Raw genomic sequence first — 24,954 nt, forward strand, 5'->3', positions numbered from 1 at the left:
GCGGGGATCAGACCCAGGGGAGGTCGGCGAGCTCCCGCCACGGCAGCAGGACGCAGGGCTCCACGCCCTCGCCGGCCAGGCGGGCGGCCACGGCGCGGGGCGCCCAGGCGACGGGCCGGCCGGGGGTCACCACGACGCTGCCGTCGGCCAGCAGCAGGCCGAGCTCGGCGGAGCGGGCCACGACCTGCTCGGGCGCGGCGAGGGCCGCGGTGGCCAGCAGCGGCGCGTCGGCGTCCAGCAGGAGCACCGGCCCCTCGACGGTGCAGCGGACCACGACGTCGGCCGCGCGGGCGCGGGCGGCCTCGCGGACGGCGAGCACGTCCAGGGCGGAGGTGAAGGGGTGCGGTGCCCAGCCGACGAGCCGGTCACCGCGGGCGACGGCGACCTGCCAGGCGAGGTCGTCGCCGGCGGGGCCGGCCCAGGCGAGGACGGCGACGCCGCGGCGGGCGGCCTCGGCATCGGTGGCCGGTCGCCGGGTCAGGTGCTCGCGCAGGGCCCGGTCCAGACCGGCGGGCCCGAGGTCGGCCCCGGTCGAGGGCAGCTCGTCGGCCAGGTCGGCGAGGTCGACGCGCCAGAGGCGCTCGTCCTCCTCGACGAGCAGGGCCGGACGGCGGACGTCGTCCTCGACCTGCAGGCACAGGCCGGGCACGCCGGTCGCGGCGAGCCGGGTGGCCGCGGCGACCAGGTCGTCGAGGTCGCAGGTGCGGCGGTCCAGCCGGGTCAGCAGGCGCAGCGGTGAGCCGAGGGCGGGCACGGCGGACGGGTCAGAGGGAGCGGCCACCGGTGAGCGCGGCGCGCACCGGGGGCGTGAGCTCGGGCAGGCTGAGGGTGCAGGCCAGCTCCATGGCCGACAGCCGCACCGGCAGGGTGTCGGGGTCCCACCCGGTGACCAGGCGGACCCGGGCGGTCGAGGACGGCCAGACCACGTCGCGGGCGCGGGCCACGTGCAGCTCGGTGAGCACGTCGACCAGCCGGTCGGCGGTGGTCGCGGGCAGGTCGGCGCGGGTCAGCGCCTCCTCGAGGCTGGTCGCCAGCGCGTCGCGATCGGCGGCCGAGAGCCAGTGCGGCACGAGGACCACACGGGTCGACTGCTCGTAGACCATCGACATCGCCGACACGCTCCCCTTGCGTCCCAGGACGGTCCCGTACGGCTCTCCCGTCCCACTGACCTCATCTATCGGCAGGAGTGCGCACTCATCCATCCGAGTCAGCCGGCCAGTTCGAGCAGGCGGTCCTTGAGCACCCGCTCGGCCCGGTCGGCGTGCACGTTCATGTTGCGCACGGAGGTGCCGAGGTCGGCCGACAGCTGGGTCTTGGTCTGCCCGCCCCAGGTGGTCAGGTACCAGGTCACCCAGCCCAGCACGTTGGGCTGGCCCGCGCGCTGGTCGGGCCGGGCGGTGACGTCGGGTGCGCAGGCCGCGGTCAGGGCGTGCGAGAGCAGCGTCTGCTCGGCCTCGCCGAGGATCTCGTCGGGGGCCTGCGCGGTGTCGGGCAGCAGGTGGTCCGCGCCGTCGGGGACGCCGTCGAGGGACTGCAGGTTGCGTAGCCCGTTGAGCGTGGCGACCGACTGGGCGTTCTTGCGCAGCACCGCGACGCTCTGGCCCAGCAGCTCGGCGAGCTCGCGCTCGGTCGGACGGCGCCGGTGCTCGGCGACGAACGCCGCGATCGCCTTCTGCTGCTTGTTCTCGGTGTCGGTCGCGGTGCGCCCGAAGGCGGCCCGCCCGAGGTCGTGCACCCACTTGGACAGCTGGGTCGCCAGGAACGCGCCGAAGGGGACGCCCTTGGTCTCGTCGTACTGCGCGACGGCCTTGAGCACCCACTCGCTGACCTGCTGCACGACGTCGTCGTTGTCGGGGATGTGCAGCCGGATCGTGCTCATGTTCCGCTGCAGCCGCTTGAGGCTGACCGGCCCGTAGTGCCGGCACAGGTCGGCCAGGAACTGCGGGGGCAGGTCGCGGGGCGCCCTCCGCCGCACCCCGCTCTCGGCCCGCAGGCCGACGGTGCGGTAGCCGTGGACGGCGCACCAGGTCTTCACCAGCGCCGACAGCTCGGCGGCCTGGCCGGCGTCGCCGTCGACCCGGTAGAGCCCCTCGCCCTCGTCGAGGGTCACGGTGACCGCCTCGGGCAGGGCGGCCCGGAACTCGGCCATGGGCAGCTCGCGCTCGGTGCGGAAGTGCACCCGGTCGCGCAGCGTGATGGGCGTGCTCGCCCAGGCCTCGTCCTCGGTGATGCCCCCGAAGACGAGCGGGGCGGTGGACCTGCGGAGCGGCTCGGACACCGGGTGACTCCTGTCGTCGGGTCGGATCTCGGGGGAAGACAACCCACGGGTGGACCGGCGGGCTGCGGGATCGCGTCTCGGTCGAGGACGAGCTGCGAGGTCGTGCTGGGACGTGCGGGTGGCGCTCAGGCGCTGACGGCGCCCAGCACCTCGGACTGCCAGACCGGCTCGGCGGTCAGCGGTCGGTCACCGGCCCGCAGGAACGGCGCGACGACGGCGCTCTCCTCGGCGGTGGGCTCGGTCGCGTAGACCGGCATGTGGTCGTAGAGGACCGTGAACAGGTCCGAGACGAAGCCGTAGGCGGCCTGGGCGGCCGGGCTGAACCGGGCGACCTCCAGGCGCGGGCCGAGGTCGACGGCGACGGTGATGCGCAGGACGCGGTCGTCCTTGCTCAGCCCGGCGAGGCTGACCGGCACGCCGGTGTGCTCGGTGGCGAGCTGGGCCAGCGCGGTCAGGCACTTGCGCGCAGCCGCCCGGCGGGGGCGCAGCTGCACGTGGACCACGAGGTGGTCGGCCGCCTCGTCGGTCAGGCCGCGGTCGGCGTCGCGGTCGGCCGCAGCCGGTGCCGCGAGCAGGACCGGGCCGGTCGAGGTCGAGCCGGCGGTCCGGTCGAGGTCGACGGTGTCCGTGGTGTCGGTCGCGCTGTGTCGCATCTTGATTGCCCCCTGTCACGTGCTTGGGGGAAAGGATTGCGCACCGGGGGGTCCGACTTGAGCCGAAACGAGGTTCGTGTCGCCCAACTACCGACGGATTCGTGGGCAGATCATGCCGAGGAACGAGCCGCCGTGTCGCCGGCCGCCACGGCGGGCTGTGTGCCAGCTGCGGACCCCCTCGTCCCACCCAGGGCAGCGGTCAGCGCGCCCACCGCGTCGGCGGCCACGCGGACGGCCAGCCGGCGGGCGGCAGCGATCTGCTCGTAGACCTCCTCGCGGTGGATGGACACCTCGCGGGGGGCCTTGAAGCCGAGCCGGACGGTGTTGCCGCGGACCTCGACGACGTGCACCTCGATGTCGTCGCCGATGCGGATGGTCTCGCCGATCGTGCGGGTGAGCGTGAGCACCAGTACCCCTCCATGGGTGTCGGTGGGTGCGGCGGCGTCCTGCCGTCGCGGGCCGGGGACCCGGCATCATGATCGGCAGTCGCGCAACCCGACACGCACCGGCCGTGGTGCGGGTGGGGCAGGCGTGCCCGGTGGGTCAGCGGATGAAGTCCACCAGCGAGTTCTGGATCGACTGCGAGCTGACCGTGAGCGCCGCGTCGTAGGCGTTCTGCCGGAGCTTGAGCTCGAGGTAGGCCTTCGCCGTGTCGATGTTCTCCACGTCGCCGAGCTGCGAGCCCAGGGACAGGGCCACGTCGGCGTTCACCGACTTGACCGTGTCCAGCCGGTTCACCCGCACACCGACCTCGGTGCGCGCGGCCGTCATCCGGCGCAGCGCCGTGTCGACGTCGCCGATCGAGGCGGTCAGGTCACCCGTGGGGGTCGCGGTCATCTCGCCGGCGATCCGCTGCACGAGCGCGAAGACGTCGTCCCCCGCGGGGCCGAAGGCCGACGGGCCGTCGACGTCGGTGCGGACGGTCTCGGTCGAGGACACCCGCACGTCCAGGGCGACACCGGACCGGCCGGTGAACGCGCCGGTCGTGGTGTCGTAGGCCTGGGACGTCGAGGTCGCCCCGCCGAAGACCGGCCGGCCGTCGACGGTCCGGTTGGCCATGGCCAGCAGGCCGTCGCGCAGGCCGGCCACCTCGATGGACAGGGCCTTGAGCGACTCGGGGCTCTGCGACCCGGTGCTCGCGGCCTGGGTGGTCAGGTCGCGCACCCGGCGCAGCATGTCGCCCATCGAGGACAGCGCGCCGTCGGCGGCGGCCAGCGTGGTGCCGGCCTGCGTGATGTTGGCGCTGTACTGGTCGTTGGCGGCCAGGTCGGTCCGGGTCCGCATCGCGGTGGCGGTGCCGCTGGGGTTGTCCGACGGCTTGGTGATGGCCTTGCCGGAGGTGATCTGGTCGTTGAGCTTGGCGACGGCGGCGAGGTTGGTCCCCATGTTGCGGATGTTGTTGTCCGCGAGGGTCCGCTGGGTGATGCGCATCAGGTCACCTTCCGACCAGGCCGGTCTTGTTGATCAGGACGTCGAGCATCTCGTCGAGGGCGGTCACCACACGGGCGGCCGCGGCGTAGGACTGCTTGAACACCAGCAGGTTGGTCATCTCCTCGTCGAGGGAGACGCCGCTGACCGACAGCCGGGCCTGGTCGACCTGGCCGAGGACGGTGCTGGCGGTGGCAGCCGCACCGGTGGCGCCGCGCGAGGCGATGCCGAGGGCGGTGATCATGTCCCGGTAGGTGGCGTCGGGGCCGCCGGGCTGCTTGCCCAGGTCGGCGATCGCGTCGGCGACCCCGCCGTCGGCGGAGGCGTCGGTGCCCTGCGGGCCGTTGGCGGCCGCGGCGAGCTTGGCCGGGTCGGTCAGGACGACGCCGATGGTCCGCGCGGAGGACCCGCTGTACAGCGGCGACGTGGCCCCGGACTGGCCGTTCTGGTCGTAGCCGGTCGCCAGCACGCCGTTGACCGCGAGCAGCTTCGACGCGACGGCGTCGAGCTTGGTCTGGTAGCCCGGCAGGACCGTGTTGAGGGCGTCGAGCTGACCGCCGACGGAGCCGCCGGGCTGCAGGACCGAGCCACCCGGGGCGACGGCCAGCCGGACCGGGCTGGTGCCCATGGTCAACGGGTCGGTGCCGCCGGTCAGCGCGAGCTTCGACGCGCCGGCGCCGCTGACCAGGACGTTGCCGTCGACGACGACGTCGACCATGCCGTTGTCGGACTCCACGGCGGTGGCGCCCAGGCTCTTGGACAGCAGGGCCACCAGGCCGTCGCGCTGGTCCTGCAGCTCGTTGGCCGGGTTCCCGTTGCCCTGGGACTCCTGGATGGTCCTGTTCAGCTGCGCGATCGAGGCCAGCGTGGCGTTGGCCTCGTCCACCACGTCGGTGGCCTCGAGCCGGGTGTTGGTCCACTGCGCGTCGATGGCCGCGCTCGCCGTCCGCAGGCCCTTGGTCAGCGCGTCGGCGGAGGCGAGGACGGCGATGCGGGAGGACGTGTCGGTGGGTCGGGTGGACAACTGGCTCCACGCCGCCGAGGTCTTGGTGAGCAGGCTCTGGATGCCGGTGTCGCCCGGCTCGCCGAACGTGGTCTCCAGCTGGTCGTAGGTCGCGGCCGTGGTGGCGGCCTGGCTGCTCAGGCCGGCCTGCTGCTGGGCGCGCCGCTCGAGGAAGGCGTCGCGGACCCGGATGACCCTGTCCGCGGTGACGCCGTTGCCCGGGCTGTCCTCGCGGGACTGCAGGCCGTAGGCCGACGCGCTGGCCAGCGACTGCATCTCCACCCGCTGCCGGGTGTAGCCGACGGTGTTGGCGTTGGCGACGTTCTGGCCGGTGACGTCGATGGCCCGCTGCTGGGCGGCGAGCGCCCGCGAGGCCACGGTGAGGGAGGAGAAGCCGCTCACAGCGCACCGTCCAGGCTGACCGAGCGGGACGCGCCGGCCTGGGCGCGACCGGTGGCCGAGTAGGTGCGGACCTGGTCGGGGCGCACGGACAGCAGCGCCTCGTCGATGGCGGCCAGGCCGCTGGCGATCAGCTCGCGGTTGGCGTCGGAGAGCCCGCGCAGCTCGCTCACGAGGACCAGCAGGGTCTCGTGGTGCTTGAGCAGCAGGTCGTCCCACGGCGCGCCGGCCGCCTCGGCCAGGGTGCGCAGCGACGGGTTGGCCGGCAGGCCCAGCTGGGAGGCGATGGTCTCGGCGACCGCGGCCCGCTCGACCTCGAGGGTGCGCAGCTGGTCCAGCACCACCTCGATCTCGTGGGCGATCCGCGGCAGCCACCGGTTCTTGCCCGAGACGATGAGGTACTGCTTCTCCTCCGCCTTGAACAGCAGCAGGTCCAGGAGCTCCTGCTCGCGCCAGAGCAGGGTCGACAGGTGCTGGAAGTCCACCGTGGCTCCTCTCGTCGTCGGTTCCGTGCAGTGCGGTGCCGGCGGTGCGTGCCCACCGGTCTCGGGGGCTGTCTTCGGCACATCCCGACGACGGTCAAGCCGAGTGCTCAAGTTCGGTGCAGGAGTTGCCGAGGGGGGTCAGATGTGACTCGTGGTGCGCCGAGATAGGGGTCGTGAACCCGTCTCGCCCGTCGCCTCCCCAGGCGGGCCCGTCCCGGCCGGCCCGGACGACGTCGACCTCCTCGGTCGACGCGCTGGTGACCGAGCACCTCGCGCTCGCGCAGTACGCGGTGAACGCGGTCGCGGCCCGGATCTCGCTGCCCGCGCACGTCAGCAGGGAGGACCTCCTCTCCTGCGCCCAGGTCGCCCTCGTGGAGGTGGCCCGCCGGTTCGACGCCGGCGCCGGCGCCACGTTCGCGACCTACGCCCTCCCCCGCCTCCAGGGGGCCGTGCTCGACGAGCTGCGCTCGGGCGACTGGGCCAGCAGGTCGGTGCGCGCCGCCGCCCGCCGGTCCGACGCCGCCGCCGACGCCCTCGCCGCACGGCTGGGCCGTCCGCCCACGCGGGCCGAGCTCGCCGCCGAGCTCGACGTCTCCCCCACCGAGCTGTCGGCCCTGCAGGTCGACGTGCACCGCGCGGTGATGGTCAGCATCGACGCCACCACGGGCGACGACGGCGGGACCTTCGACGTCCCGGCCACCGGCGACTCCCCCGAGCGGGCGATGGTCAAGCGCGAGCGGGCCCGTCACCTGCACGAGGCGATGGCTGCGCTGCCCGACCGCCTCGGCGAGGTGGTCGAGCGCAGTTTCTTCGGTGATGAATCCCTGACCGACATCGCGGTCGACCTCGGGGTCACCCTCTCCCGGGTCTCGCAGATGCGTGCGCGGGCCCTGGTGCTGCTGCACGCCGCGATGAGCGAGGCGTGGGAGGAGCGGCCGGTGGTCGCCGCGGGCGGCGTCCGGGCGCGGACCCAGCAGGCCGGCTACGTCGCCCAGGTGCTGCAGCGCACCGGCGAGCGAGCGCGCCCGGTCGCCTCCCGGGCGCTGTACCCGCCGCCCCCGCGCACCCCCGCGGCGGTCCGCCGGGCCTTCGGCCAGCCGGCCTGACCCCTTCGGCGAATTCCTCGCCGGTTCGGCTCAAGTCCGACCCCCGAGCAGCCGTAGACACCCCCGTACCACCCGCAGCACGGATGCAGCGGGGAACCCCAGCACCGCCCCACATCCAGGAGGATCACCATGGGCATGCGCATCAACACCAACACCGCGGCGATGAACGCCTACCGCAACCTGTCGGTCAACGACTCGGCGATGAGCAAGTCGCTCGAGAAGCTGTCCTCCGGTTTCCGCATCAACCGCGCTGCGGACGACGCTGCGGGTCTGGCCATCTCCGAGGGCATGAAGTCCCAGATCGGTGGCCTCAAGGTCGCCGTCCGCAACACCCAGGACGGCGTCAGCGTCGTGCAGACCGCTGAAGGCGCGCTGGCCACCACGACCAGCATCCTGCAGCGCATGCGCGACCTGTCCGTGCAGGCCGCCAACACCGGTGGTCTGTCGAGCGACGCCAAGGGCAACATCCAGTCCGAGGTGACCCAGCTGAAGGCCGAGCTGGACCGCATCGCCAACACCACGAAGTTCAACGGCAAGGCCCTGCTGGACGGCAGCTACAGCGGCCAGTTCCAGGTCGGCGCCAACGCCACCGCCTCGGACAAGATCACCGTCACCATCGGCACCGCGATGAGCGCTGCCGGCCTGGGCGTGAACGGCGTCGACGTCACCACCGGTGGCGCCAGCTACTCCGACGGCCCGGGCACGGTGGACCTCGCCGCGTCCGCCGCCACGGCGTCGACGATCACCTACGGCGGCAACACCTACACCCTGGACCTGACCGGCTGGTCCACCGGCGGCAAGTCGACCGACGCCGCCAAGAACCAGTCGCTCATCCAGAGCCAGCTGGACAAGCAGCTGAACGGCTCGCCGATCAGCGGCAAGATCGACTCCTTCGGTGGCGTCACCATCGCGGGGCCGACCGGCATGACCACCGTCGGCGGCACCGGCTACTTCGGCGGTCTCACCGCCGACGCCACCCCCGGCAGCGACGGCGGCACCGCTGCGCTGGCCACGATCGACGCGGCCATCAAGACGGTGTCCACCACGCGGGCCAACCTGGGTGCCATCCAGAACCGGCTCGAGCAGACCACGGCCAACCTGAACATCGCCGTGGAGAACCTGACCGCCTCGAACTCGCGCATCGTCGACGTCGACATGGCCTCGGAGATGACCGAGTTCAGCAAGAACCAGATCCTGGTCCAGGCCGGCACCTCCATGCTGGCCCAGGCCAACCAGTCCGCCCAGTCGGTCCTCAAGCTCCTCCAGTGAGCTGAGGCGGGGTAGACCCGCACCACTGCACTCCCGGTGAGGGGGGTGGCCACCCGGCCACCCCCCTCACTGCTGTTCCCGGGTCACCCGCACGGGTGGGAACCGGCCGTCGGCTCAACACGGCGCCGCGGCAGCCGATGTAGAGGGAGCAGCACCCGACCACGACCCGTTCAAGAGGAGGACCGGCGCGATGGTGACCATGGGGATCGACGGGCTGGCCTCCGGCCTGGACACGACATCGATCATCAGCAACCTGATGAAGATCGAGGCCAAGCCGCAGGACCTGCTGAAGACGCAGCTGTCCGCGGCGCAGGCCAAGGGCACCGCCTACCGGGCGGTCAACACCCGCTTCGACGCGATCCGCAGCGCGGCCGAGGCCCTGACGGGCACCGGCCTCGCCGCCGCCCGCACCGCCTCCAGCACGAACACCGCGGTGACCGCCACCGCGACCTCGGCCGCCCTCGACGGGGCCTCGCTGAGCTTCCGGGTCGAGCAGACCGCCGCCAGCAAGCAGGTGCTCAGCTCCAGCAGCTGGACGTCGGCCTCCGACCCGGTCACCAGCCAGCCCAAGCCGGCGTGGCCGATCAAGGTGCTCGACAGCTCCGGCGCCACCGTCGGCCAGATCGCGCTGCCGGCCGACGCCACCCTCTCCGACGCGGTCGCCGCCATCAACGGTGCCGGCTACGGCGTGCACGCCACGATCGTCCAGCTCGGCCCCACCGAGTTCCGGCTCCAGGTCACCAGCGACGGGACCGGCACCGCCGGTGCGCGCACGCTCCAGGGCGCCGACGAGGACGCCTCCACGGCGGAGAGCGGCTTCGAGCTCAGCCGCGCCGGGCGCAACGCGGTCATCAGCCTCGAGGGCACCGGGCGCCAGGTGTCGTCCTCGACCAACACCTTCAAGGACGTCCTCCCGGGCGTCTCGTGGACCGTGTCGAAGGCCGACCCCAGCGCCTTCGAGCCGACCACCATCACCGTGGGCGCCGACGCCGCAGCCACCACTGCCAAGGTCAAGACCCTGGTGGAGGCCGTCAACGGCGCCCTGGGCCTGATCAAGGGCTACACCACGTCGGCCGCCGGCGCGACCGTCGCGACGCTGCAGGGCGACCAGGCCCTGACCCAGCTGTCCTCCCAGGTGCTCACCGCGGTGTCCTCGGCCATCGGCGGCAAGAGCGCCGCGACCATCGGCCTGCAGCTGAACAAGGACGGCACGATCGCCTTCGACGCGTCGGTGTTCGCGGCCAAGCTGGCCAGCGACCCGGCCACGGTCACCGCGATCCTGTCCGGCACGACCGCCTCGACCACCAACGGCGTCACCACCCCGGCGGTGGACGGCATCGCCGGCAAGCTCGCCGCGGTGGCGAAGGCGGCCAGCGACTCCTCCACCGGGACGCTGGTCCAGCTCGCCCAGGGCCGGGACAGCCTCGCCGACTCCCTGCAGGACCGCATCGACGCCTTCGACATCCGGCTCGCCGCGCGGCAGGCGACCCTCACCAAGCAGTTCGCCACGCTCGAGACGTCCCTCAACACGATCAAGAACCAGTCGTCCTGGCTGAGCTCGCAGATCGGCCAGCTGTACAACCCGAACAAGTCGTCCTGACGCCCCCGCTCCCCCGTCGCCCAGGAGAACCCGAATGACCGCCGCGCTGCGCTCCCGCTACCAGTCCTCCGCCGTCGAGACCGCCTCCCCCCAGCGGCTGCTCGTCATGCTCTACGACCGGCTCGCACTCGACCTGGTGCGCGCCGAGGCGGCCCTGGGCGAGGGCGACCGCATCGAGGCCAGCGCGCAGCTGATGCACGCCCAGGACATCGTGCTCGAGCTGCACAGCACGCTGAACCCCGAGGTGTGGGAGGGCGCGGGCGCGCTGAGCTCGCTCTACACCTGGCTGTACAGCGAGATGGTGCTGGCCAACGTCAAGGGCGACGCCCGCCGGGTGGCCGACTGCCGCACCGTCGTCGAGCCGCTGCGGGACGCCTGGGCCGAGGCCGCGGCGATCCTCGGCGGCCAGAGCGCGGGATGACCCCGCCGTGACGCTGCCCGGCCTGCGGGCCATCCGCGCGAGCGACCCCTGGCCCGCGACCCCGGCCAACCGGGCCGACGACCAGCCCGGCGACCGCCGGCGCCGGTCCGACGTCCCGCCGCGCACGTGGGCCGAGGCCCTCGACGACCTCGAGGACGACGCCCGGTCCGCCGAGCGCACCCTGGCGGGTGCCTCGCCCGACGAGATCGCCGCCTGGGGACGCCGCTCCACCGACTGGGTGCCCCCGAGCGGTCTGGGCCCGCTGCCCGACGACCTGCGCGAGCGGGCGGCGCGGCTGCTGCAGCACCAGCTGGCGGTCGCCGAGGCGCTCGTCGAGGGCATCACCCAGTCCCGCCGCCAGCGCGACCTGGCGGCCCGCATGTCGCAGTCCCCGAGCCGCCCGGTCTCCTCGTTCATCGACCGACCGGTCTGAGGACCGCACAGCAGATCTGCACAGGAGCCCCCAGCTCGGCACCCGCCGGACTGGGGGTTCTTGCGTTCACCAGGCCGATGAGCTGGCACGACTCAACATCGACCCGCAGGTGTCGATACTCCTGGCACCACCCCACCTCCCCCCTCCGCACGAGCCGCCCCGTTCGTCACACACGTCGCCACGGCCACGATGGTCACGACGGGCCCGCGGACTGCCGATGACCGTTGCACGCGACGGACCTGCCTTCCCGAGGGTCCGCGCGAGCACCGCGGAGGTAGTGACATGGAGCGGACGGGCATCCGGTGATCGGCATCTCCGACACCACGATGACGGCGTTGCACGCGGCCCTCACCGGCCTCGCGCAGCGGCAGCGGGTCAGCAACGACAACATCGCGAACGTCAACACCCCCGGCTTCCTCGCCGGCCGGACCGACTTCGAGTCCTCGCTGCGCTCCGAGCTCGCCGACGGGTCCACCCCCGCCATCAGCGGCGGCTCGGTGCACCGCTCCCTGGCCGCCACCCGGACCGACGGCAACAACGTCGACCTGGACTCCGAGACCGTCATCGCCACCGAGACCGGCCTGCGCTACCAGCTGGCGCTGCAGGCCCTCAACGGCAAGTACGACCTCCTCAGCGCCGCGATGCGGACGCAGTGATGAGCACCTTCGACGCCCTGCGGATCTCGGGCTCCGGCATGACGCTGCACCGCAAGTACCTGGACGCGGTCTCGGACAACATCGCCAACATCAACACCGCAGCCGCCCCGGGCCAGGAGGCCTTCAAGGAGCGGTTCATCGTCGCCCAGGCCGTCGACTACGGCTCGGGCACCGGCGGCGTCCGGGTCGCCGGCGCGGCCTTCGGCAGCGGCGAGGGCAAGCTCGTCTACTCCCCCGACAACCCGCTGGCCGACGACGAGGGCTACGTGCGGATGCCCGACATCGACCTGGGCACGCAGATGACCAACCTGCTCATCGCCCAGCGCGGCTACCAGGCCAACATCAGCGCGATCTCGCGCGCCACCGACGCCTACCAGGCGGCCCTCTCGCTCGGGAAGAACCTGTGACCGTCAACCCGCTCGCGCTCACCACCGGCACCGGCGTCGGTGTCAGCTCCGGCTACTACAACAACGGCGTCAGCAACAGCGTGGCGTCGGGCGACATCGCCGGGATGCTGACCAACGGCGTGTACACCGCCGGCAGCGCCGGGGTGGCCGGGTCGACCGGCACCACCGCCGTGCCGCGGACCGCCGACGGCAGCTCCTTCGCCGACCTGCTGTCCTCCTCCATCGGGCAGCTGCAGGGCCTGCAGAGCACTGCCGATACCTACGCGCAGCAGGCCGCCACCGGCGACCTGCAGGACGTCCACGACTACATGATCGCGGCGAACGAGGCCAAGCTCGCCACGACCGCCGTCGTCACCATCAAGAACAAGGCCGTCGAGGCCTTCAACGAGATCATGAGGATGCCGGTCTGATGCCCGCCGTTCTTGCCGGCCCGCTGGACCGGGTGCGCACGACGCTGGCCACGATGACCTTCCAGCAGAAGGCCATCGCCGCCGTCCTGGTGCTGGGCCTCGCGCTCGGCTCGTTCTTCTTCGTGCGCTGGGTGACCACGCCGACCTACGAGCCGCTGTTCTCCAACCTGTCGGCCAGCGACGCCTCCGCCATCCGCGACGAGCTGGACACCGAGGGCGTCTCCTACCAGCTGCAGGGCACCGACACGATCCTGGTGCCCAAGGACCAGGTGTACAGCCTGCGCCTGTCGATGGCCGGCAAGGGCCTGACCCCGCAGGCCGGCAGCGACTCGGGCTACGCGCTGCTGGACCAGCAGGGCATCACCACCAGCGAGTTCGAGCAGCAGACCACCTACCAGCGGGCGCTCGAGGGCGAGCTGAACAACACCCTCGAGTCGATGAACGGCGTGAAGACCGCCGCCGTGCACATCGCGATGCCCAAGGAGGAGGTGTTCGTGACCGACACGAGCAACCCGACCGCCTCGGTGCTGCTGGACCTCACCCCGGGCACCGACCTGTCCGGCGAGCAGGTGCAGTCCATCATCAACCTGGTCGCCGGCTCCGTCTCCGGCATGAAGCCCGCCGACGTCACCGTCACCGACACCGACGGCCAGCTGCTGTCCGCGGCCGGCGGCGTGGGCGGTTCGAGCAGCCAGTCCGACGCCACGTCGACCTTCCAGAACACGCTGCAGGCCAACGCGCAGAACCTGCTCGACCGCGTGCTGGGCCCGGGCAACTCCATCGTCACGGTCGCCGCGACGATGAACTTCGACCAGAGCCAGAGCACCGCGACCACCTACAGCTACCCCACGCAGATCCCGGCGACGTCGGAGGCGACGACGTCGGAGACCTACACCGGCAGCGGCTCGGGCGTCAGCGGCGTGCTCGGCACCGACGGCACCACCGGCGGCACGACCGGCGGCGACGGGAACTACGACAAGAACTCCACGACGGTCAACAACCCGATCAACACCACCGTCACCAACACCGTCTCCACCCCCGGCCAGGTCGAGCGGCTCACCGTCGCGGTGGCCCTGAACACCGCCGGCGGCAGCACCGTCCCCAACGGCACGATCCAGGACCTGGTCAGCCAGGCCGTCTCGCTGGACCCCGCCCGCGGCGACGCCATCACGGTGTCCTCGATGGCCTTCAGCACCGCCGCCGCCGACGCCGCGCAGGCCGGCATCGCCGCGGCCGACGCCGCCGCCGCCAGCGAGCAGATGTGGTCGATGGTCAAGACCGGCGCCATCGTCGGCGGTCTGCTCCTGGTCCTGCTGCTCGTGTGGCTGAAGAACCGGAAGAAGAAGGGCGACCTCGACGAGGACTACGAGGAGCTGGACGGCGACTACGACGACCTCGACGCGCTGCAGGTGGCCAGCACCCGCGACGCCGGCCTGCACTCGCGCACCGCGGCGGCCGTGGAGGCCATGGAGCGCCAGCGCCTGCGCGGTGAGATCACCAACATGATCGAGTCGCAGCCCGACGCCGTCGCGTCGACCCTGCGCGGCTGGTTGGCCGAGAGCCGGACATGACCCTGGCGTCCGTCGAGCAGATGGTGGGCCTGGAGCCCGGGGGCGACCCCGACCGGGCTCCCGTCCGCCTGCCCCGACGCGACCTCTCCGGCCTCCGCAAGGCTGCCCTGTTCCTTGCGCAGATGACCCGGGAGGAAGCGGGGGCCGTCATGGCCCAGCTGACCCCCGAGGAGATCGACGCCCTCACCGGTGAGCTGATGCGGCTCAAGAGCGTGGACCCGGGCGACATCGACGACGTCCTGTTCGAGTTCCACGACCGGATGCTGCACGCGCCGTCGGTCGGCGCCGGCGGTCTCGAGTTCGCCCGCCAGGCCCTGACCGCCGGCCTGGGCGACGCCGAGGCCGAGGCCGTCCTCGGCCGGCTGCAGAGCGTCTACGAGGAGCCGCCGTTCACCTCGCTGCGCAACGCCGACACCCGGCAGCTGCTGTCCTTCGTGCGCGAGGAGCACCCGCAGATCATCGCGCTGGTGCTGGCCCACCTGCCCGCCCCGCAGTCGGCGGAGCTGATGAGCCGGCTGGACCCCGCGCGGCAGGCCGACGTCGCGCTGCGGATCGCGATGATGGACCGCACCACCCCCGAGGTCGTGCGGCTCGTCGAGGACGAGATCGGGCGCCGCATGGGCTCGCTGCTGTCCTCGCCGGAGCTGCCCGCCGCCGGTGGCGTGGAGACCCTGGTCGAGATCATCAACCGGGCGTCGCGGCCGACCGAGAAGTCGATCCTGGAGGCCCTGGCCACCAACGACCCGGAGCTGGCCGAGCGGGTGCGCTCGCAGATGTTCGTCTTCGAGGACATCGTCATCGTCGACGACCGGTCCATGCAGCTGGTGCTCCGCGAGGTCTCCCCCGCCGACCTGGCCGCCGCGCTCAAGGGCGTGCGGGACGACGTCCGCGACAAGGTCATGCGGAACCTCTCCGAGCGCGCCGCGCTCGACCTCACCGACGAGATCGAGCTGCTCGGCCCGGTCCGCGCGGCCACGGTCGGCGAGGCCCAGGCCCGGGTGGTCGCGGTCCTGCGGACCATGGAGGAGTCCGGCCAGATCACCATCGACCGGGGAGGCGACGATGACCTCATCGCCTGAGGGAGCCGTGCTGCGCGGGGACTCCGCGGCCCGCGCGGTCGCCTGGGACCGCTCGGCCGGCGCCGGCCGGGTGGTCCGGGAGGCCCCGACCCGGGTGCAGCGCCCCGTGCTCGCCCGCGTCGGCGCCGAGCCCGACGTCCCGACGTCGGTGCTGCGCGCCGACGCCGCGACCGCCGCCGTCCCCTACGTCGCCGACCGCCGGTCGGCCGACCGGGCCGGCCGGCGGGTCGGCGACGTCCCGGCCCCGCGGCTGGAGGACGTCTACGCCGCCGAGCTGCACCGGCTGCGCGAGCAGGCCCGGACCGAGGGGTGGGCCGCCGGGCACGCCGAGGGCATGGCGCAGGCCGAGGCCGCGGTCGCCCGCGTCGAGGCCGAGGCGGAGGCCCGGCTGCTGGCCGTCCAGCAGCGGTGGGAGTCCCGGATCGCCTCCACCGTCGCCGCGCTCACCGCCGCCTGCGCCCAGGTCGACGCGACCCCGCCGGTGGGCGGGGAGACCTTCGACCAGCTGGTGCTCGGCGCGACGCTCGCCCTGGTCGAGGACGTCTTCGACCGCGAGCTGGCCGTCGCCGCGCAGCCCGGCGTCGACGCGCTGCGCCGCGCGCTGGCGCTCTCGCCCGAGGACGGCCCGACCGTCGTCCGGCTCAACCCCGACGACCTCGAGCGGATCGACCCCGTGGTCCTCGCCGGCCTGCCGGCGTCGGTCCGGCTGGTCGGCGACCCGATGATCGAGCACGCCGGCGCCGTCGCCGAGACCGGCGTGCAGCGGGTCGACGCGCAGCTGGGCCCGGCGCTGCAGCGGGTCCGGGACGTGCTGGGCGCATGAGCGTCGCCGACGTCGTGGCGCGGGCGCGCACCGCCGCCCGCCCGCTGTGCACCGGCACCGTCACCGGGGCGATGGGCCTGACCATCTCGGTCGAGGGCGTCACCGCCGCGGTCGGCGACGTCGTCGAGATCGCCGGCGCCACCGGTCTGGGTCAGCCGCTGCGCGCCGAGGTGGTCGCGCTGCACCGCGACCGGCTGACCTGCATGCCCCTCGGCGAGGTCGCCGGGGTGCACGTCGGCTCGCGGGTGCGCGCGACCGGCCGGCCGCTGCAGGTCCCGGTGGGGACGGCGCTGCTCGGCCGGGTGCTCGACGGCCTGGGCCGCCCGGTGGACGGCGGCCCGCCGCTGGCCGGGCGGGCCCGCTTCGTCGACCTCGCCACGCAGACCCCGCACGCGCTCTCCCGCGCCCGCGTCGCGCAGCCGCTGTCCTTCGGCGTCCGCGCGCTGGACACCCTCGTGCCGGCCGGCCGTGGGCAGCGGCTGGGCATCTTCGCCGGCTCGGGCGTCGGCAAGTCCACCCTGCTCGCCCAGATCACCCGCGGCACCGACGCCGACGTCCGGGTCATCGGGCTGATCGGCGAGCGTGGCCGCGAGGTCCGGGAGTTCCTCGAGGAGAACCTCGGGGCCGAGGGCATGGCCAACACGGTGGTGGTGGTCGCGACCTCCGACGAGCCGCCGCTGGTCCGGCTGCGCGCGGCGTTCGTGGCCACCCGGATCGCCGAGGACTTCCGCGACCAGGGCCGCGACGTGCTGCTGCTCATGGACTCCATCACCCGCACCGCGATGGCCCAGCGCGAGGTCGGCCTCTCGGCCGGGGAGCCCCCCGCCACCCGCGGCTACCCGCCGAGCGTGTTCGCGATGATGCCGCGGCTGCTGGAGAAGGCCGGCACCGGCACGGTCGGCTCGATCACCGGCCTCTACACCGTGCTGGTCGAGGGCGACGACCACAACGAGCCGATCGCGGACACCGCGCGGTCGATCCTCGACGGGCACGTCGTGCTCACCCGGCAGATGGCCACCGCCGGCCACTTCCCCGCCATCGACGTGCTGGAGTCGATCTCCCGCGTCGCGTCGGCGGTCACCGCACCGCACCGCATGGCCGACGCCCGCGAGGCCCGCCGGCTGCTCGGGGCGCTGCGCGACGCCCGGGAGCTCATCGAGATCGGCGCCTACACCGAGGGCAGCGACCCGCTGGTCGACCGGGCCCGGCTGCTCGAGCCGCAGCTCACCGGCTTCCTGCGCCAGTCGGTCGAGGACACCACCTCGCCCGACGCGGCCTGGGACGAGCTGCACCGCATCGTGACGGGTTCGTGAAGCGCACCGCCTTCCGGCTGCAGCCGGTCCTGGAGCTGCGCCGCGCGCAGGAGCGGGCCGCCGGCGCGGCCGCCGCCGAGGCCGCGCGCGCCGCGGCCCGCAGCGAGGCCCAGGCCGCCGACGTGGCCCGCTCGCTGGCCGCCGCCGAGCTGCCCGCGCGGATGGACGGCGCGACCTTCGTGGCCACCATGGTCGGGTTGCGCGCCCTGGCCGCCGATGAGGTGGATGCCCGGGCGAGCGCCCGGGCCACCGCCGAGCAGGCCGAGGCGGTGCGGGCGAGCTGGACCGCCGCCGCGCAGGCCACCAAGGCCCTCGAGCGGCTGGCCGAGCGGCACCGGCTCGCCGCCGTGCGGGCCGAGCTCGCCGCCGAGGAGCGCGCCGCCGACGACGTCGTCACCGGGCGGCACGGCCGCAACCGGACCCGGGAGGAGGACACGTGGAAGGCCTGACCGCCGTCCAGAGCAGGATCGCCGAGATCCAGAGCCGCATGGCGACCTTCGCCGGCGGCGGACCGAACGCCGCGTGGCTCTCGGCCGCCTCCGCCGCCGGGCTGACGGGCACCGGCGCGACCACCGCCGCGACCGGCACCACCGCCACCGCCGCGGCCGGGGGCTCGGCCGAGGCCGCCGTCGTGCAGGCGGCCACCAGCTACCTGGGGGTGCCCTACCTCTGGGGCGGCACCGACCCGGCCAAGGGCCTGGACTGCTCCGGCTTCACCCAGCGGGTGTTCGCCGACGTCGGCATCACCATCCCCCGCACCTCCAGCCAGCAGGCCACCGCGGGCACCGCCGTCGCGAGCCTCGCCGACGCCCGCCCCGGTGACCTCGTGTTCTTCGACAACAGCTCCGCACGCGCCGGCATCGACCACGTCGGCATCTACCTCGGGAACGGGAAGATGATCGCCTCACCGCAGGAGGGCGACGTCGTCAAGGTGCAGGACGTCGGCACCCCGACCGTCATCCGCCGGGTGCTCCCGGCCGCGGCGCCGACGGCCACGCCGTCGGGCGGCTCGCTGGCCGGGGTGCCCTACGCCGACCTGTTCACCTCCGCGGCCTCCCGCTACGGGGTCAGCGCCGCGGTGCTGGCCGGCATGGCCAAGGTGGAGTCCGGCTTCGACCCCGGCGCGGTGAGCCCGGCCGGGGCGCAGGGCCTCATGCAGTTCATGCCCGCGACCGCCGCCGGCCTCGGCGTCCGGCCGATGGACCCCGCCTCGGCCGTCGACGGCGCCGCGCGCTACCTCGCCCAGCTGACCGCCCGCTTCGGGTCCACCGACCTGGCGCTGGCCGCCTACAACGCCGGCCCGACCGCGGTCGCGGACGCCGGCGGCATCCCGGCGTTCGCCGAGACCCAGGCCTACGTGCGCAAGGTCAACGCGGCCGCGGCGGGGTACGCGTCGTGACCGCCGCCCTGGGCGCCCAGGTCGCCGTCGCCGCACCTGCCACCCCCGCCGCCCCCTCCGCCGGCGACCCGGACGGCGCGGCCGCCTTCGCCGGTGCGCTGCAGACCGCCGTCCGCGCCCAGCGTGACCCGGCCGACCGGCCCGACGACCGCCCCGGCACCCCGGACGACGACACGGCCGACCCCACCGTCGTCGCGGCCGGCACCCCGGCGGCGTCCCCGCTCGGGGCGCCCGCGTGGTTCCTGCTCGCCGTGCAGCCGGCCGCCGCGGTGGTCCAGCCGGTCGACGGTCCCCCCGCCGGCGCGGTCGGCGCCGTCGCCCCGGGCACCCCCGTGACCGCTGCGCCGCCCGCACCCGGCAGCCCGCTGACCGCTGCCGCACCGGTCCTCGACACCGCCGCCGCGGCGTCGCCGCCCGGCTCCGCTGCCCCCGCCGTCGGCACCCACGCCGAAGCCTTCGTCGGCGGCGCCCTCCGGCCGGCGGCAGCACCCGGGTCCGTGCCCGTCGGGACCGGACCCGCCGGCCTGACCAGCACGCCCGCCGTCCCGCCCGCCGACCTGGCCGGGACCGCGCCGACCGGCGGCGCCCCTGCCGGGGCGGCCGTGCCCGGCCAGGTGACCGTGCCCGCCGGCGGCCCGCTGCCGCCCACCGCCACCCCGGTCCCGGCGGCCGCGACCCCGCAGGCCACCTCCGTCACCGGTGCGCAGGCCGTGCCCGGCCCGCCGGCGGCGCTCACCGGCGCCGCAGCCCCCGCCCCGGCCGGTGCGGACCCCACCCCCCTGCCGACCGGGCCCGCCGCGGTCGGCAGGGCCCCGTCCACCGCCACGACGACCGCGACCGCCACGGCCGGCACCCCGTCCGGGGCGACCGTGCCCGCCGGGGCAGCGACCGTTCCGCAGCCGGCCGTCGCCCCGGGTGCGCGCCCCGCCGACCTGCCCCCGGCCGTCGCCGCGGGCCCCGGCCCGGCCGCCACCGCGAGCACGCCTGCCCAGGCCCCCACCGCACCGGCGACACCGGCCGCACCGGACGACGCCGGGGCCCCCGCCGCGGCCCCGGCTGCGGTGCCGGTCGGCACGCCGGCACCCCCGGCCACCGTCGCGGCCGCCCGCCCGGCGACGCCGCCGGCCCCCTCCCCCGCCGCCCCGGTCGCCCCCGGCGGTGCGCCGACCACCGCGACCGCGTCCGACCCGACGGGCGCCACCGGGCCGGCTCCCGCGCCGACCGGTGCCGAGGTCGTCGACGTCCCGCGGACCGACGTCCTGCTCCCGGGCGCCGCCCCGGCACCGGCGGCCGCCCCGGCCCCGGCCGCGGCCGTCCCGGCCACGCCGGCACCGGCCGCACCGGCCGACCCCCCGGTCGCCGCGCAGCTGGCACCTCAGCTCACCGCGTTGGCCTCCGTCCAGGGCAGCCACTCGGTGACCGTCGTGCTCGCCCCCGAGTCCCTGGGCCGGGTCGAGGTCCACCTGACCGTCACCGGCGACCAGGTCTCCCTGGCCATGAGCGCGGGCCAGGACGGCAGCCGCGCGGTGCTCGCCGACGCCGTGCCCGAGCTCCGCCGCGAGCTGGCCGCCGCCGGCCTGCAGCTGACCGACGCGCAGGTGTCCACCGGCGACGGGCAGCAGTCCGGGTCGGGCTGGACCGCCGGTCAGGACCCCCGGTCCGGCGGCACCCGCTGGGACGCGGTACCGACCGGCCGCGCGACTGCCGATGAGGACATCAGCACCAGCAGCACCACCCGCCACACCCGTGGCGGACCGGCGCCCTCCGGCGTCGACGTCCGCGTCTGAGGAGGACCCATGACCGTCACCGCGACCTCCGGTGCCACGTCGATCGCGTCGATGGCCGGCAGCGCCACCACCTCGGTGGGCGACAGCGGGATGGACAAGGACACCTTCCTCAAGCTGCTGGTCGCGCAGATGAAGTACCAGGACCCGGAGAAGCCGACCGACTCCAGCGCCCTGGTCACCCAGTCCGCGACCTACTCGCAGGTCGAGGCGCTGCAGAAGCTCGGCGAGCAGAACGCCTCGCTGATCGCGATGCAGCGGGCCTCCAGCGCCGGCGCCCTGGTGGGCAAGACCGCCACCTACGTCGGCGAGGACGGCGTCGCCGCCACCGGGCACGTGAGCTCGGTGATCCTCGCGACCGACACCACCGAGGCCCACGCCGTCATCGACGGCAAGACCGTGGCCGTCGGCCGCATCACCGCCTTCACCGCCTGACCGGCGCTCCCCCGCCCACCCCCACCCCAGGAGTCCCCGTGCTGCGTTCCATGTTCTCGGCCATCTCCGGCCTGCGCGCCCACCAGACCAAGATGGACACCGTCGCGAACAACATCGCGAACGTGAACACCGTCGGGTTCAAGACCCAGAACACGGTCTTCGAGACCACGCTCACCCAGGTGCTGCGCAGCGGCAAGGGCCCCGACGCCACCGAGGGCGGCACCAACCCCGCGCAGGTCGGCCTCGGCGTCAAGCTCGCCGCGATCACCACGGACTTCGGCCAGGGCAAGACCCAGAACACCGGCCGCGCGCTGGACTTCATGATCCAGGGCGACGGGTTCTTCGTGACCAAGTCCGGCGGGCAGCAGCTGTTCACCCGCGCCGGCTCGTTCACCTTCGACGGCGCGGGCAAGCTGATCACCGCCGACGGCAACCGGGTCCAGGGCTGGATGTCCGACGCCGACGGCACGATCGACACCGGCGGGACGCTGGAGGACCTGCAGGTCCAGTACGGCGCCGCGCTGCCGCCCAAGGCCACCACCGCGGTGACCATGAGCCGCAACGTGCTCATCGACGCCGCGGCCACCACCGCGGGCACCAACGTCAAGGTCGCCAAGGCCACCGTCTACAACCAGGCCGGTGTCGAGCAGCGGCTCAACCTGACCTGGACCCAGCAGTCGGTCGACAACTCCACCGGCGACAGCTACTGGCTGCTCAACGTGGCCAACGAGGACGGCTCCACCACCCCGGCCCCGGTCACCTACGGCGCCAAGTTCTCCGCCGGCAAGGACCCGGTGTTCACCGGCCCCGGTGCCACCACGGCCACCCCGACCGACACCTACGGCACCGCGCACACCATCGCCGTCCCCGGCTGGGGCGCCCCCACCGGCGCGACCTTCGACTTCACCCAGGTCACCGCCCAGGCCGCCGGCACCGCGATCGCCGCCGTGGACCAGAACGGCTACACCGCCGGCTCGCTGTCCAGCTTCTCGCTGTCCGAGGACGGCACGATGACCGGCGTCTACACCAACAACGAGCGCCGGGCGATCGGCAAGCTGGCCATGGCCACCTTCGACAACCCCTCCGGCCTGATCAACATGGGCAACACCAGCTACGCGGTGGGCGACAACTCCGGCGTCGCGCTGATCGGCGCCGCCGGCACCGGCTCCCTGGGCACGCTGTCCTCGGGTGCGCTGGAGATGAGCAACGTGGACCTCTCCGAGGAGTTCACCGGCCTGATCATCGCCCAGCGCGGGTTCCAGGCGAACAGCCGCGTGATCAGCGCCTCCGACGAGCTGCTGCAGGACCTGGTCAACCTCAAGCGCTGACCCCGGGTCACCCGGTAGGCGGCCCGGTCACCCCGACGGGGTGACCGGGCCGCGCCGCTTCAGAGATCCACCCGGCGCGCCGATGAGAGCAGTGCGCCACCCCCGACGACGACCTGGAGCCACCGGTGATCTGCCTGACCCGCCTGAACGGGGAGCCCTTCGCGCTCAACCCCGATCTCATCGAGCGGGTCGAGGCACACCCCGACACGGTCATCTCCCTCAACGACAACGTCCGCTTCCTGGTCCGCGAGAGCCTGCAGGAGGTGCTGGTCGCCATCCGCGACTACCGCGCCGACGTGCTGGCCACCGCCTACGCCATGGACCGCGGGACCCACCCCCGCCCCCTGATGTCCGTCAGCGCCGACGACGAGCACGACTGCGACCCCACCGGGGACGGCGAGCACGCCGTCCTGCCCTTCCCCCACCGCGAGGAGCGCTGACATGGACCCGGCAACCCTGATCGGCGTCGGCGTCGCCCTGGTCGCCATCCTGGTCTCGATGATCATGGAGGGCTCGTCCCCCATGGCCATCATCCTGATCCCGCCGATCATCCTGGTCTTCGTCGGCACCTTCGGCGCGGCCGTCGCCGGCTCCACCATGGCCGACGTCAAGAAGATCGGCGGCTGGATGAAGCAGGGCTTCATGCCCGCCGCCGTCCCGCCCGCCGCGGACAAGATCGCCGACCTCGTCACCCTCGCCGAGAAGGCCCGCAAGGAGGGCCTGCTGGCCCTCGAGGGCCCGATCAAGGACATCCAGGACCCGTTCCTGCAGCGCGGTCTGCAGATGGCCGTCGACGGCACCGACCCCGAGGACCTGCGCGCCGTGCTCGAGGCCGAGATCTCGGCCAAGAAGGCCGAGGACAAGACCGCGGCCAAGTTCTTCACCGCCATGGGCGGCTACGCCCCGACCATCGGCATCATCGGCACCGTCATCGGGCTGATCCACGTGCTGGAGAACCTCAACCAGCCCGACAAGCTCGGCCACCTGATCGCCGGCGCCTTCGTCGCGACCCTGTGGGGTGTGCTCTCGGCCAACATCTTCTGGCTGCCCGCCGGCGCCAAGATCACCCGCACCAGTGACCTGCAGGCGGCCCAGATGAAGCTGCTCGTCGAGGGCATCTCCGAGATCCAGGCCGGCACCAGCCCGCGCACCGTCCGGCAGAAGCTCACCTCCCTGGTGCCGCCCAGCGAGGCGGCCGCCATGGCCAAGGCCGCGGCGTGAGCAAGCACGACAGCGGGGGCAAGGGCCGCCGGCGGCACGAGGAGCACGAGGAGGAGGAGCACGAGAACCACGAGCGGTGGCTGGTGTCCTTCGCCGACATGATGACGCTGCTGACCGCGGTGTTCATCGTCCTGTACTCGATCAGCCAGGTCGACCAGCTGAAGTTCGCCGCGTTCGCCGAGGGCCTGTCCGAGAGCTTCGGCGCCCCCACCTCGATCATCGACGACGGCTCGGTCACCACCCAGACGAGCGTGCTCGACCAGCTCAACTCGCCGATGCAGATCGACAACCAGACCGACCCGACGCAGAAGCCGGACCAGGCCGCCCAGGACGCCGCCCGCGCCGACGCGCTGGCCGAGCAGTCGGCGCAGAACCAGGCCGAGGCACAGGCCCAGTTCGACCAGCTCGCCGCGGCCCAGGCCGCCATCACCGCCGCGCTCACCGCCGCCGGCGACGCCGACGCGGCCACCTACCAGATCACCGAGGAGGGCCTGGTCGTGCACGTCGTCGCCGACCAGGTGCTCTTCGGCCCCGAGCAGGCCGACCTGCGCGGTGAGGGCAAGACCGTCCTGGACGCGATCGCCCCCACGCTGGCCGGGCTGCCCAACGCGCTCAAGGTCGAGGGGCACACCAACTCGCTCCCGGTCACCCCCGGCGGGCCCTACGCCTCCAACTGGGACCTGTCGGCGGCCCGCGCGGTGAACGTGCTGCGCTACCTCGTCGAGACCGACGGGCTCGCCGCCGACCGCATGCAGGCCGCCGGCTTCGCCGACACCCGCCCCCTGCTCCCCGCCACCGACCCCGCGTCGGTGTCGGTCAACCGCCGTGTGGACATCGTCGTCCTCTCGACCGCCTCGGCCGAGGCCAGCGCCCTGCTGCCCGGTCTCGCCTCCCAGGCGGCCACCCAGGCCGTCACCGCCCAGAACCAGGAGAGCACCCCGTGACCGCACCCACCAAGGAGCGGCCGGTCGCGGCCGCCGACAGCAAGGGCAAGAAGGGCAAGGACGCCCCCGCCGAGGACGGCGAGGAGAAGAAGGGCGGCAAGCTCAAGCTGATCATCATCGCCGTCGTCGCGCTCCTCGGCATCGGCGCCGGCCTGTACTTCTTCGTCTTCTCCGGCTCCGGCGACGAGGCCGAGCCCGCCCCGGTCGCCGGCATCGAGGTGCCCATCGACCCGATCACGATCAACCTGGCCGGCGGCGGCTACCTCAAGGTCGGCGTCACCCTGCAGCTGACCGAGGACGCCGGCGAGGAGGCCCCGGGCACCGCCAAGGCCAGCGACGTGATCATCGACATGTTCTCCGAGGCGCAGCCGACCGACGTCACCGGCAACCGCGACGCGATGAAGGCCGAGCTCGAGCAGCGCATCGAGGACGCCTACAACACCGAGGAGGCCGGCGACGTGGTGATGGGGATCTACTACACGCAGTACGTCACGCAGTGACGGGACGGT

At 73.7% G+C, this 24,954-nt stretch carries 29 protein-coding genes; 21 read left to right on the forward strand and 8 right to left on the reverse strand.

Translation table 11 applies throughout. The features are described 5' to 3' along the window. Nucleotides 1–7 precede the first annotated feature (7 nt). The 8 genes from BLT39_RS00635 to BLT39_RS00670 form a co-directional block, all read right to left on the reverse strand. Entirely contained in the window at nt 8–754 is a 747-nt protein-coding gene (locus tag BLT39_RS00635) for a hypothetical protein (RefSeq protein WP_091057030.1), read from the reverse strand. A 10-nt stretch (nt 755–764) separates the two neighbouring features. Next, nucleotides 765–1,109 carry a hypothetical protein gene (locus BLT39_RS00640; protein WP_091057032.1) on the reverse strand — a complete coding sequence of 115 codons (345 nt, stop codon included), beginning with the start codon at nt 1,107–1,109 and terminating at the stop codon, nt 765–767. Between the two features lie 98 nt (nt 1,110–1,207). Next, nucleotides 1,208–2,278: a sigma-70 family RNA polymerase sigma factor gene (locus BLT39_RS00645; RefSeq protein WP_242658054.1), complete on the reverse strand. Its 1,071-nt coding sequence runs from the start codon at nt 2,276–2,278 to the stop codon at nt 1,208–1,210. 125 nt (nt 2,279–2,403) lie between these two features. After that, on the reverse strand, nt 2,404–2,931 hold the full coding sequence (locus BLT39_RS22645) for a hypothetical protein (RefSeq protein WP_207507492.1): 528 nt from the start codon (nt 2,929–2,931) through the stop codon (nt 2,404–2,406). 110 nt (nt 2,932–3,041) lie between these two features. After that, nucleotides 3,042–3,338 (reverse strand): carbon storage regulator CsrA, encoded by a 297-nt coding sequence (gene csrA / locus BLT39_RS23195; protein WP_091057035.1) that lies wholly within the window; start codon nt 3,336–3,338, stop codon nt 3,042–3,044. A 136-nt stretch (nt 3,339–3,474) separates the two neighbouring features. Next, nucleotides 3,475–4,362 carry a flagellar hook-associated protein FlgL gene (gene flgL / locus BLT39_RS00660; RefSeq protein ID WP_091057038.1) on the reverse strand — a complete coding sequence of 296 codons (888 nt, stop codon included), beginning with the start codon at nt 4,360–4,362 and terminating at the stop codon, nt 3,475–3,477. 4 nt (nt 4,363–4,366) lie between these two features. Next, nucleotides 4,367–5,764: a flagellar hook-associated protein FlgK gene (flgK, locus tag BLT39_RS00665; RefSeq protein WP_091057041.1), complete on the reverse strand. Its 1,398-nt coding sequence runs from the start codon at nt 5,762–5,764 to the stop codon at nt 4,367–4,369. After that, a complete protein-coding gene (locus tag BLT39_RS00670; RefSeq protein ID WP_091057045.1) occupies nt 5,761–6,246 on the reverse strand; it encodes a flagellar protein FlgN in 486 nt (161 codons plus the stop codon). The genes flgK and BLT39_RS00670 overlap by 4 nt, the downstream gene beginning before the upstream one ends. A 257-nt stretch (nt 6,247–6,503) precedes the next feature. Between BLT39_RS00670 and BLT39_RS00675 the strand changes: the two genes are divergently transcribed. From BLT39_RS00675 to BLT39_RS00775, 21 genes are all read left to right on the forward strand, one after another. Next, nucleotides 6,504–7,352 (forward strand): sigma-70 family RNA polymerase sigma factor, encoded by an 849-nt coding sequence (locus BLT39_RS00675; protein WP_242658055.1) that lies wholly within the window; start codon nt 6,504–6,506, stop codon nt 7,350–7,352. A gap of 129 nt (nt 7,353–7,481) precedes the next feature. After that, a complete protein-coding gene (locus BLT39_RS23200; RefSeq protein WP_091057049.1) occupies nt 7,482–8,621 on the forward strand; it encodes a flagellin N-terminal helical domain-containing protein in 1,140 nt (379 codons plus the stop codon). A gap of 190 nt (nt 8,622–8,811) precedes the next feature. Next, a complete protein-coding gene (fliD, locus tag BLT39_RS00685; protein ID WP_091057052.1) occupies nt 8,812–10,221 on the forward strand; it encodes a flagellar filament capping protein FliD in 1,410 nt (469 codons plus the stop codon). Nucleotides 10,222–10,255: 34 nt separating this feature from the next. Then, on the forward strand, nt 10,256–10,642 hold the full coding sequence (fliS, locus tag BLT39_RS00690; protein ID WP_091057055.1) for a flagellar export chaperone FliS: 387 nt from the start codon (nt 10,256–10,258) through the stop codon (nt 10,640–10,642). Nucleotides 10,643–10,649: 7 nt separating this feature from the next. Continuing rightward, the gene (locus BLT39_RS00695) at nt 10,650–11,075 is read left to right on the forward strand and encodes a hypothetical protein (protein ID WP_207507494.1); all 426 of its coding nucleotides are present in this window, start codon (nt 10,650–10,652) and stop codon (nt 11,073–11,075) included. A 302-nt stretch (nt 11,076–11,377) separates the two neighbouring features. Beyond that, on the forward strand, nt 11,378–11,731 hold the full coding sequence (flgB, locus tag BLT39_RS00700; RefSeq protein WP_242658056.1) for a flagellar basal body rod protein FlgB: 354 nt from the start codon (nt 11,378–11,380) through the stop codon (nt 11,729–11,731). Then, a complete protein-coding gene (locus tag BLT39_RS00705; RefSeq protein ID WP_091057060.1) occupies nt 11,731–12,138 on the forward strand; it encodes a flagellar basal body rod protein FlgC in 408 nt (135 codons plus the stop codon). Before flgB ends, BLT39_RS00705 begins: the two co-directional genes overlap by 1 nt. Beyond that, nucleotides 12,135–12,548: a flagellar hook-basal body complex protein FliE gene (gene fliE / locus BLT39_RS00710; protein WP_242658057.1), complete on the forward strand. Its 414-nt coding sequence runs from the start codon at nt 12,135–12,137 to the stop codon at nt 12,546–12,548. The genes BLT39_RS00705 and fliE overlap by 4 nt, the downstream gene beginning before the upstream one ends. Next, nucleotides 12,548–14,119 (forward strand): flagellar basal-body MS-ring/collar protein FliF, encoded by a 1,572-nt coding sequence (gene fliF / locus BLT39_RS00715; RefSeq protein ID WP_091057065.1) that lies wholly within the window; start codon nt 12,548–12,550, stop codon nt 14,117–14,119. The genes fliE and fliF overlap by 1 nt, the downstream gene beginning before the upstream one ends. Further along, nucleotides 14,116–15,198 carry a flagellar motor switch protein FliG gene (gene fliG, locus BLT39_RS00720; protein WP_091057069.1) on the forward strand — a complete coding sequence of 361 codons (1,083 nt, stop codon included), beginning with the start codon at nt 14,116–14,118 and terminating at the stop codon, nt 15,196–15,198. The genes fliF and fliG overlap by 4 nt, the downstream gene beginning before the upstream one ends. Continuing rightward, nucleotides 15,182–16,021, forward strand: coding sequence for a FliH/SctL family protein (locus BLT39_RS00725; RefSeq protein ID WP_091057072.1), 840 nt, complete (start codon nt 15,182–15,184; stop codon nt 16,019–16,021). Before fliG ends, BLT39_RS00725 begins: the two co-directional genes overlap by 17 nt. Beyond that, nucleotides 16,018–17,334 (forward strand): FliI/YscN family ATPase, encoded by a 1,317-nt coding sequence (locus BLT39_RS00730; protein WP_091057074.1) that lies wholly within the window; start codon nt 16,018–16,020, stop codon nt 17,332–17,334. Before BLT39_RS00725 ends, BLT39_RS00730 begins: the two co-directional genes overlap by 4 nt. Continuing rightward, nucleotides 17,331–17,783 (forward strand): flagellar export protein FliJ, encoded by a 453-nt coding sequence (locus BLT39_RS00735; protein ID WP_091057077.1) that lies wholly within the window; start codon nt 17,331–17,333, stop codon nt 17,781–17,783. Before BLT39_RS00730 ends, BLT39_RS00735 begins: the two co-directional genes overlap by 4 nt. Further along, on the forward strand, nt 17,771–18,733 hold the full coding sequence (locus tag BLT39_RS00740; protein ID WP_091057081.1) for an NlpC/P60 family protein: 963 nt from the start codon (nt 17,771–17,773) through the stop codon (nt 18,731–18,733). Before BLT39_RS00735 ends, BLT39_RS00740 begins: the two co-directional genes overlap by 13 nt. Then, complete coding sequence (locus BLT39_RS23205; protein ID WP_091057084.1) at nt 18,730–20,520, forward strand: flagellar hook-length control protein FliK; 1,791 nt, start codon at nt 18,730–18,732, stop codon at nt 20,518–20,520. Before BLT39_RS00740 ends, BLT39_RS23205 begins: the two co-directional genes overlap by 4 nt. 9 nt (nt 20,521–20,529) lie before the next feature. Next, nucleotides 20,530–20,952, forward strand: a complete 423-nt coding sequence (locus BLT39_RS00750) for a flagellar hook assembly protein FlgD (RefSeq protein WP_091057088.1) — start codon at nt 20,530–20,532, stop codon at nt 20,950–20,952. Nucleotides 20,953–20,990: 38 nt separating this feature from the next. Continuing rightward, entirely contained in the window at nt 20,991–22,280 is a 1,290-nt protein-coding gene (locus tag BLT39_RS00755; RefSeq protein ID WP_091057093.1) for a flagellar hook protein FlgE, read from the forward strand. 125 nt (nt 22,281–22,405) lie between these two features. Beyond that, nucleotides 22,406–22,720 (forward strand): flagellar FlbD family protein, encoded by a 315-nt coding sequence (locus BLT39_RS00760; protein WP_091057095.1) that lies wholly within the window; start codon nt 22,406–22,408, stop codon nt 22,718–22,720. A gap of 1 nt (nt 22,721) precedes the next feature. Further along, nucleotides 22,722–23,501, forward strand: coding sequence for a motility protein A (locus BLT39_RS00765; RefSeq protein WP_091057098.1), 780 nt, complete (start codon nt 22,722–22,724; stop codon nt 23,499–23,501). Further along, nucleotides 23,498–24,445, forward strand: a complete 948-nt coding sequence (locus BLT39_RS00770; protein ID WP_242658058.1) for an OmpA/MotB family protein — start codon at nt 23,498–23,500, stop codon at nt 24,443–24,445. Before BLT39_RS00765 ends, BLT39_RS00770 begins: the two co-directional genes overlap by 4 nt. Further along, nucleotides 24,442–24,945: a flagellar basal body-associated FliL family protein gene (locus BLT39_RS00775; RefSeq protein WP_091057102.1), complete on the forward strand. Its 504-nt coding sequence runs from the start codon at nt 24,442–24,444 to the stop codon at nt 24,943–24,945. The genes BLT39_RS00770 and BLT39_RS00775 overlap by 4 nt, the downstream gene beginning before the upstream one ends. Nucleotides 24,946–24,954: the final 9 nt, after the last annotated feature.

Source organism: Klenkia brasiliensis, from assembly GCF_900100695.1.
In the GTDB taxonomy this organism is placed as follows: domain Bacteria; phylum Actinomycetota; class Actinomycetes; order Mycobacteriales; family Geodermatophilaceae; genus Klenkia; species Klenkia brasiliensis.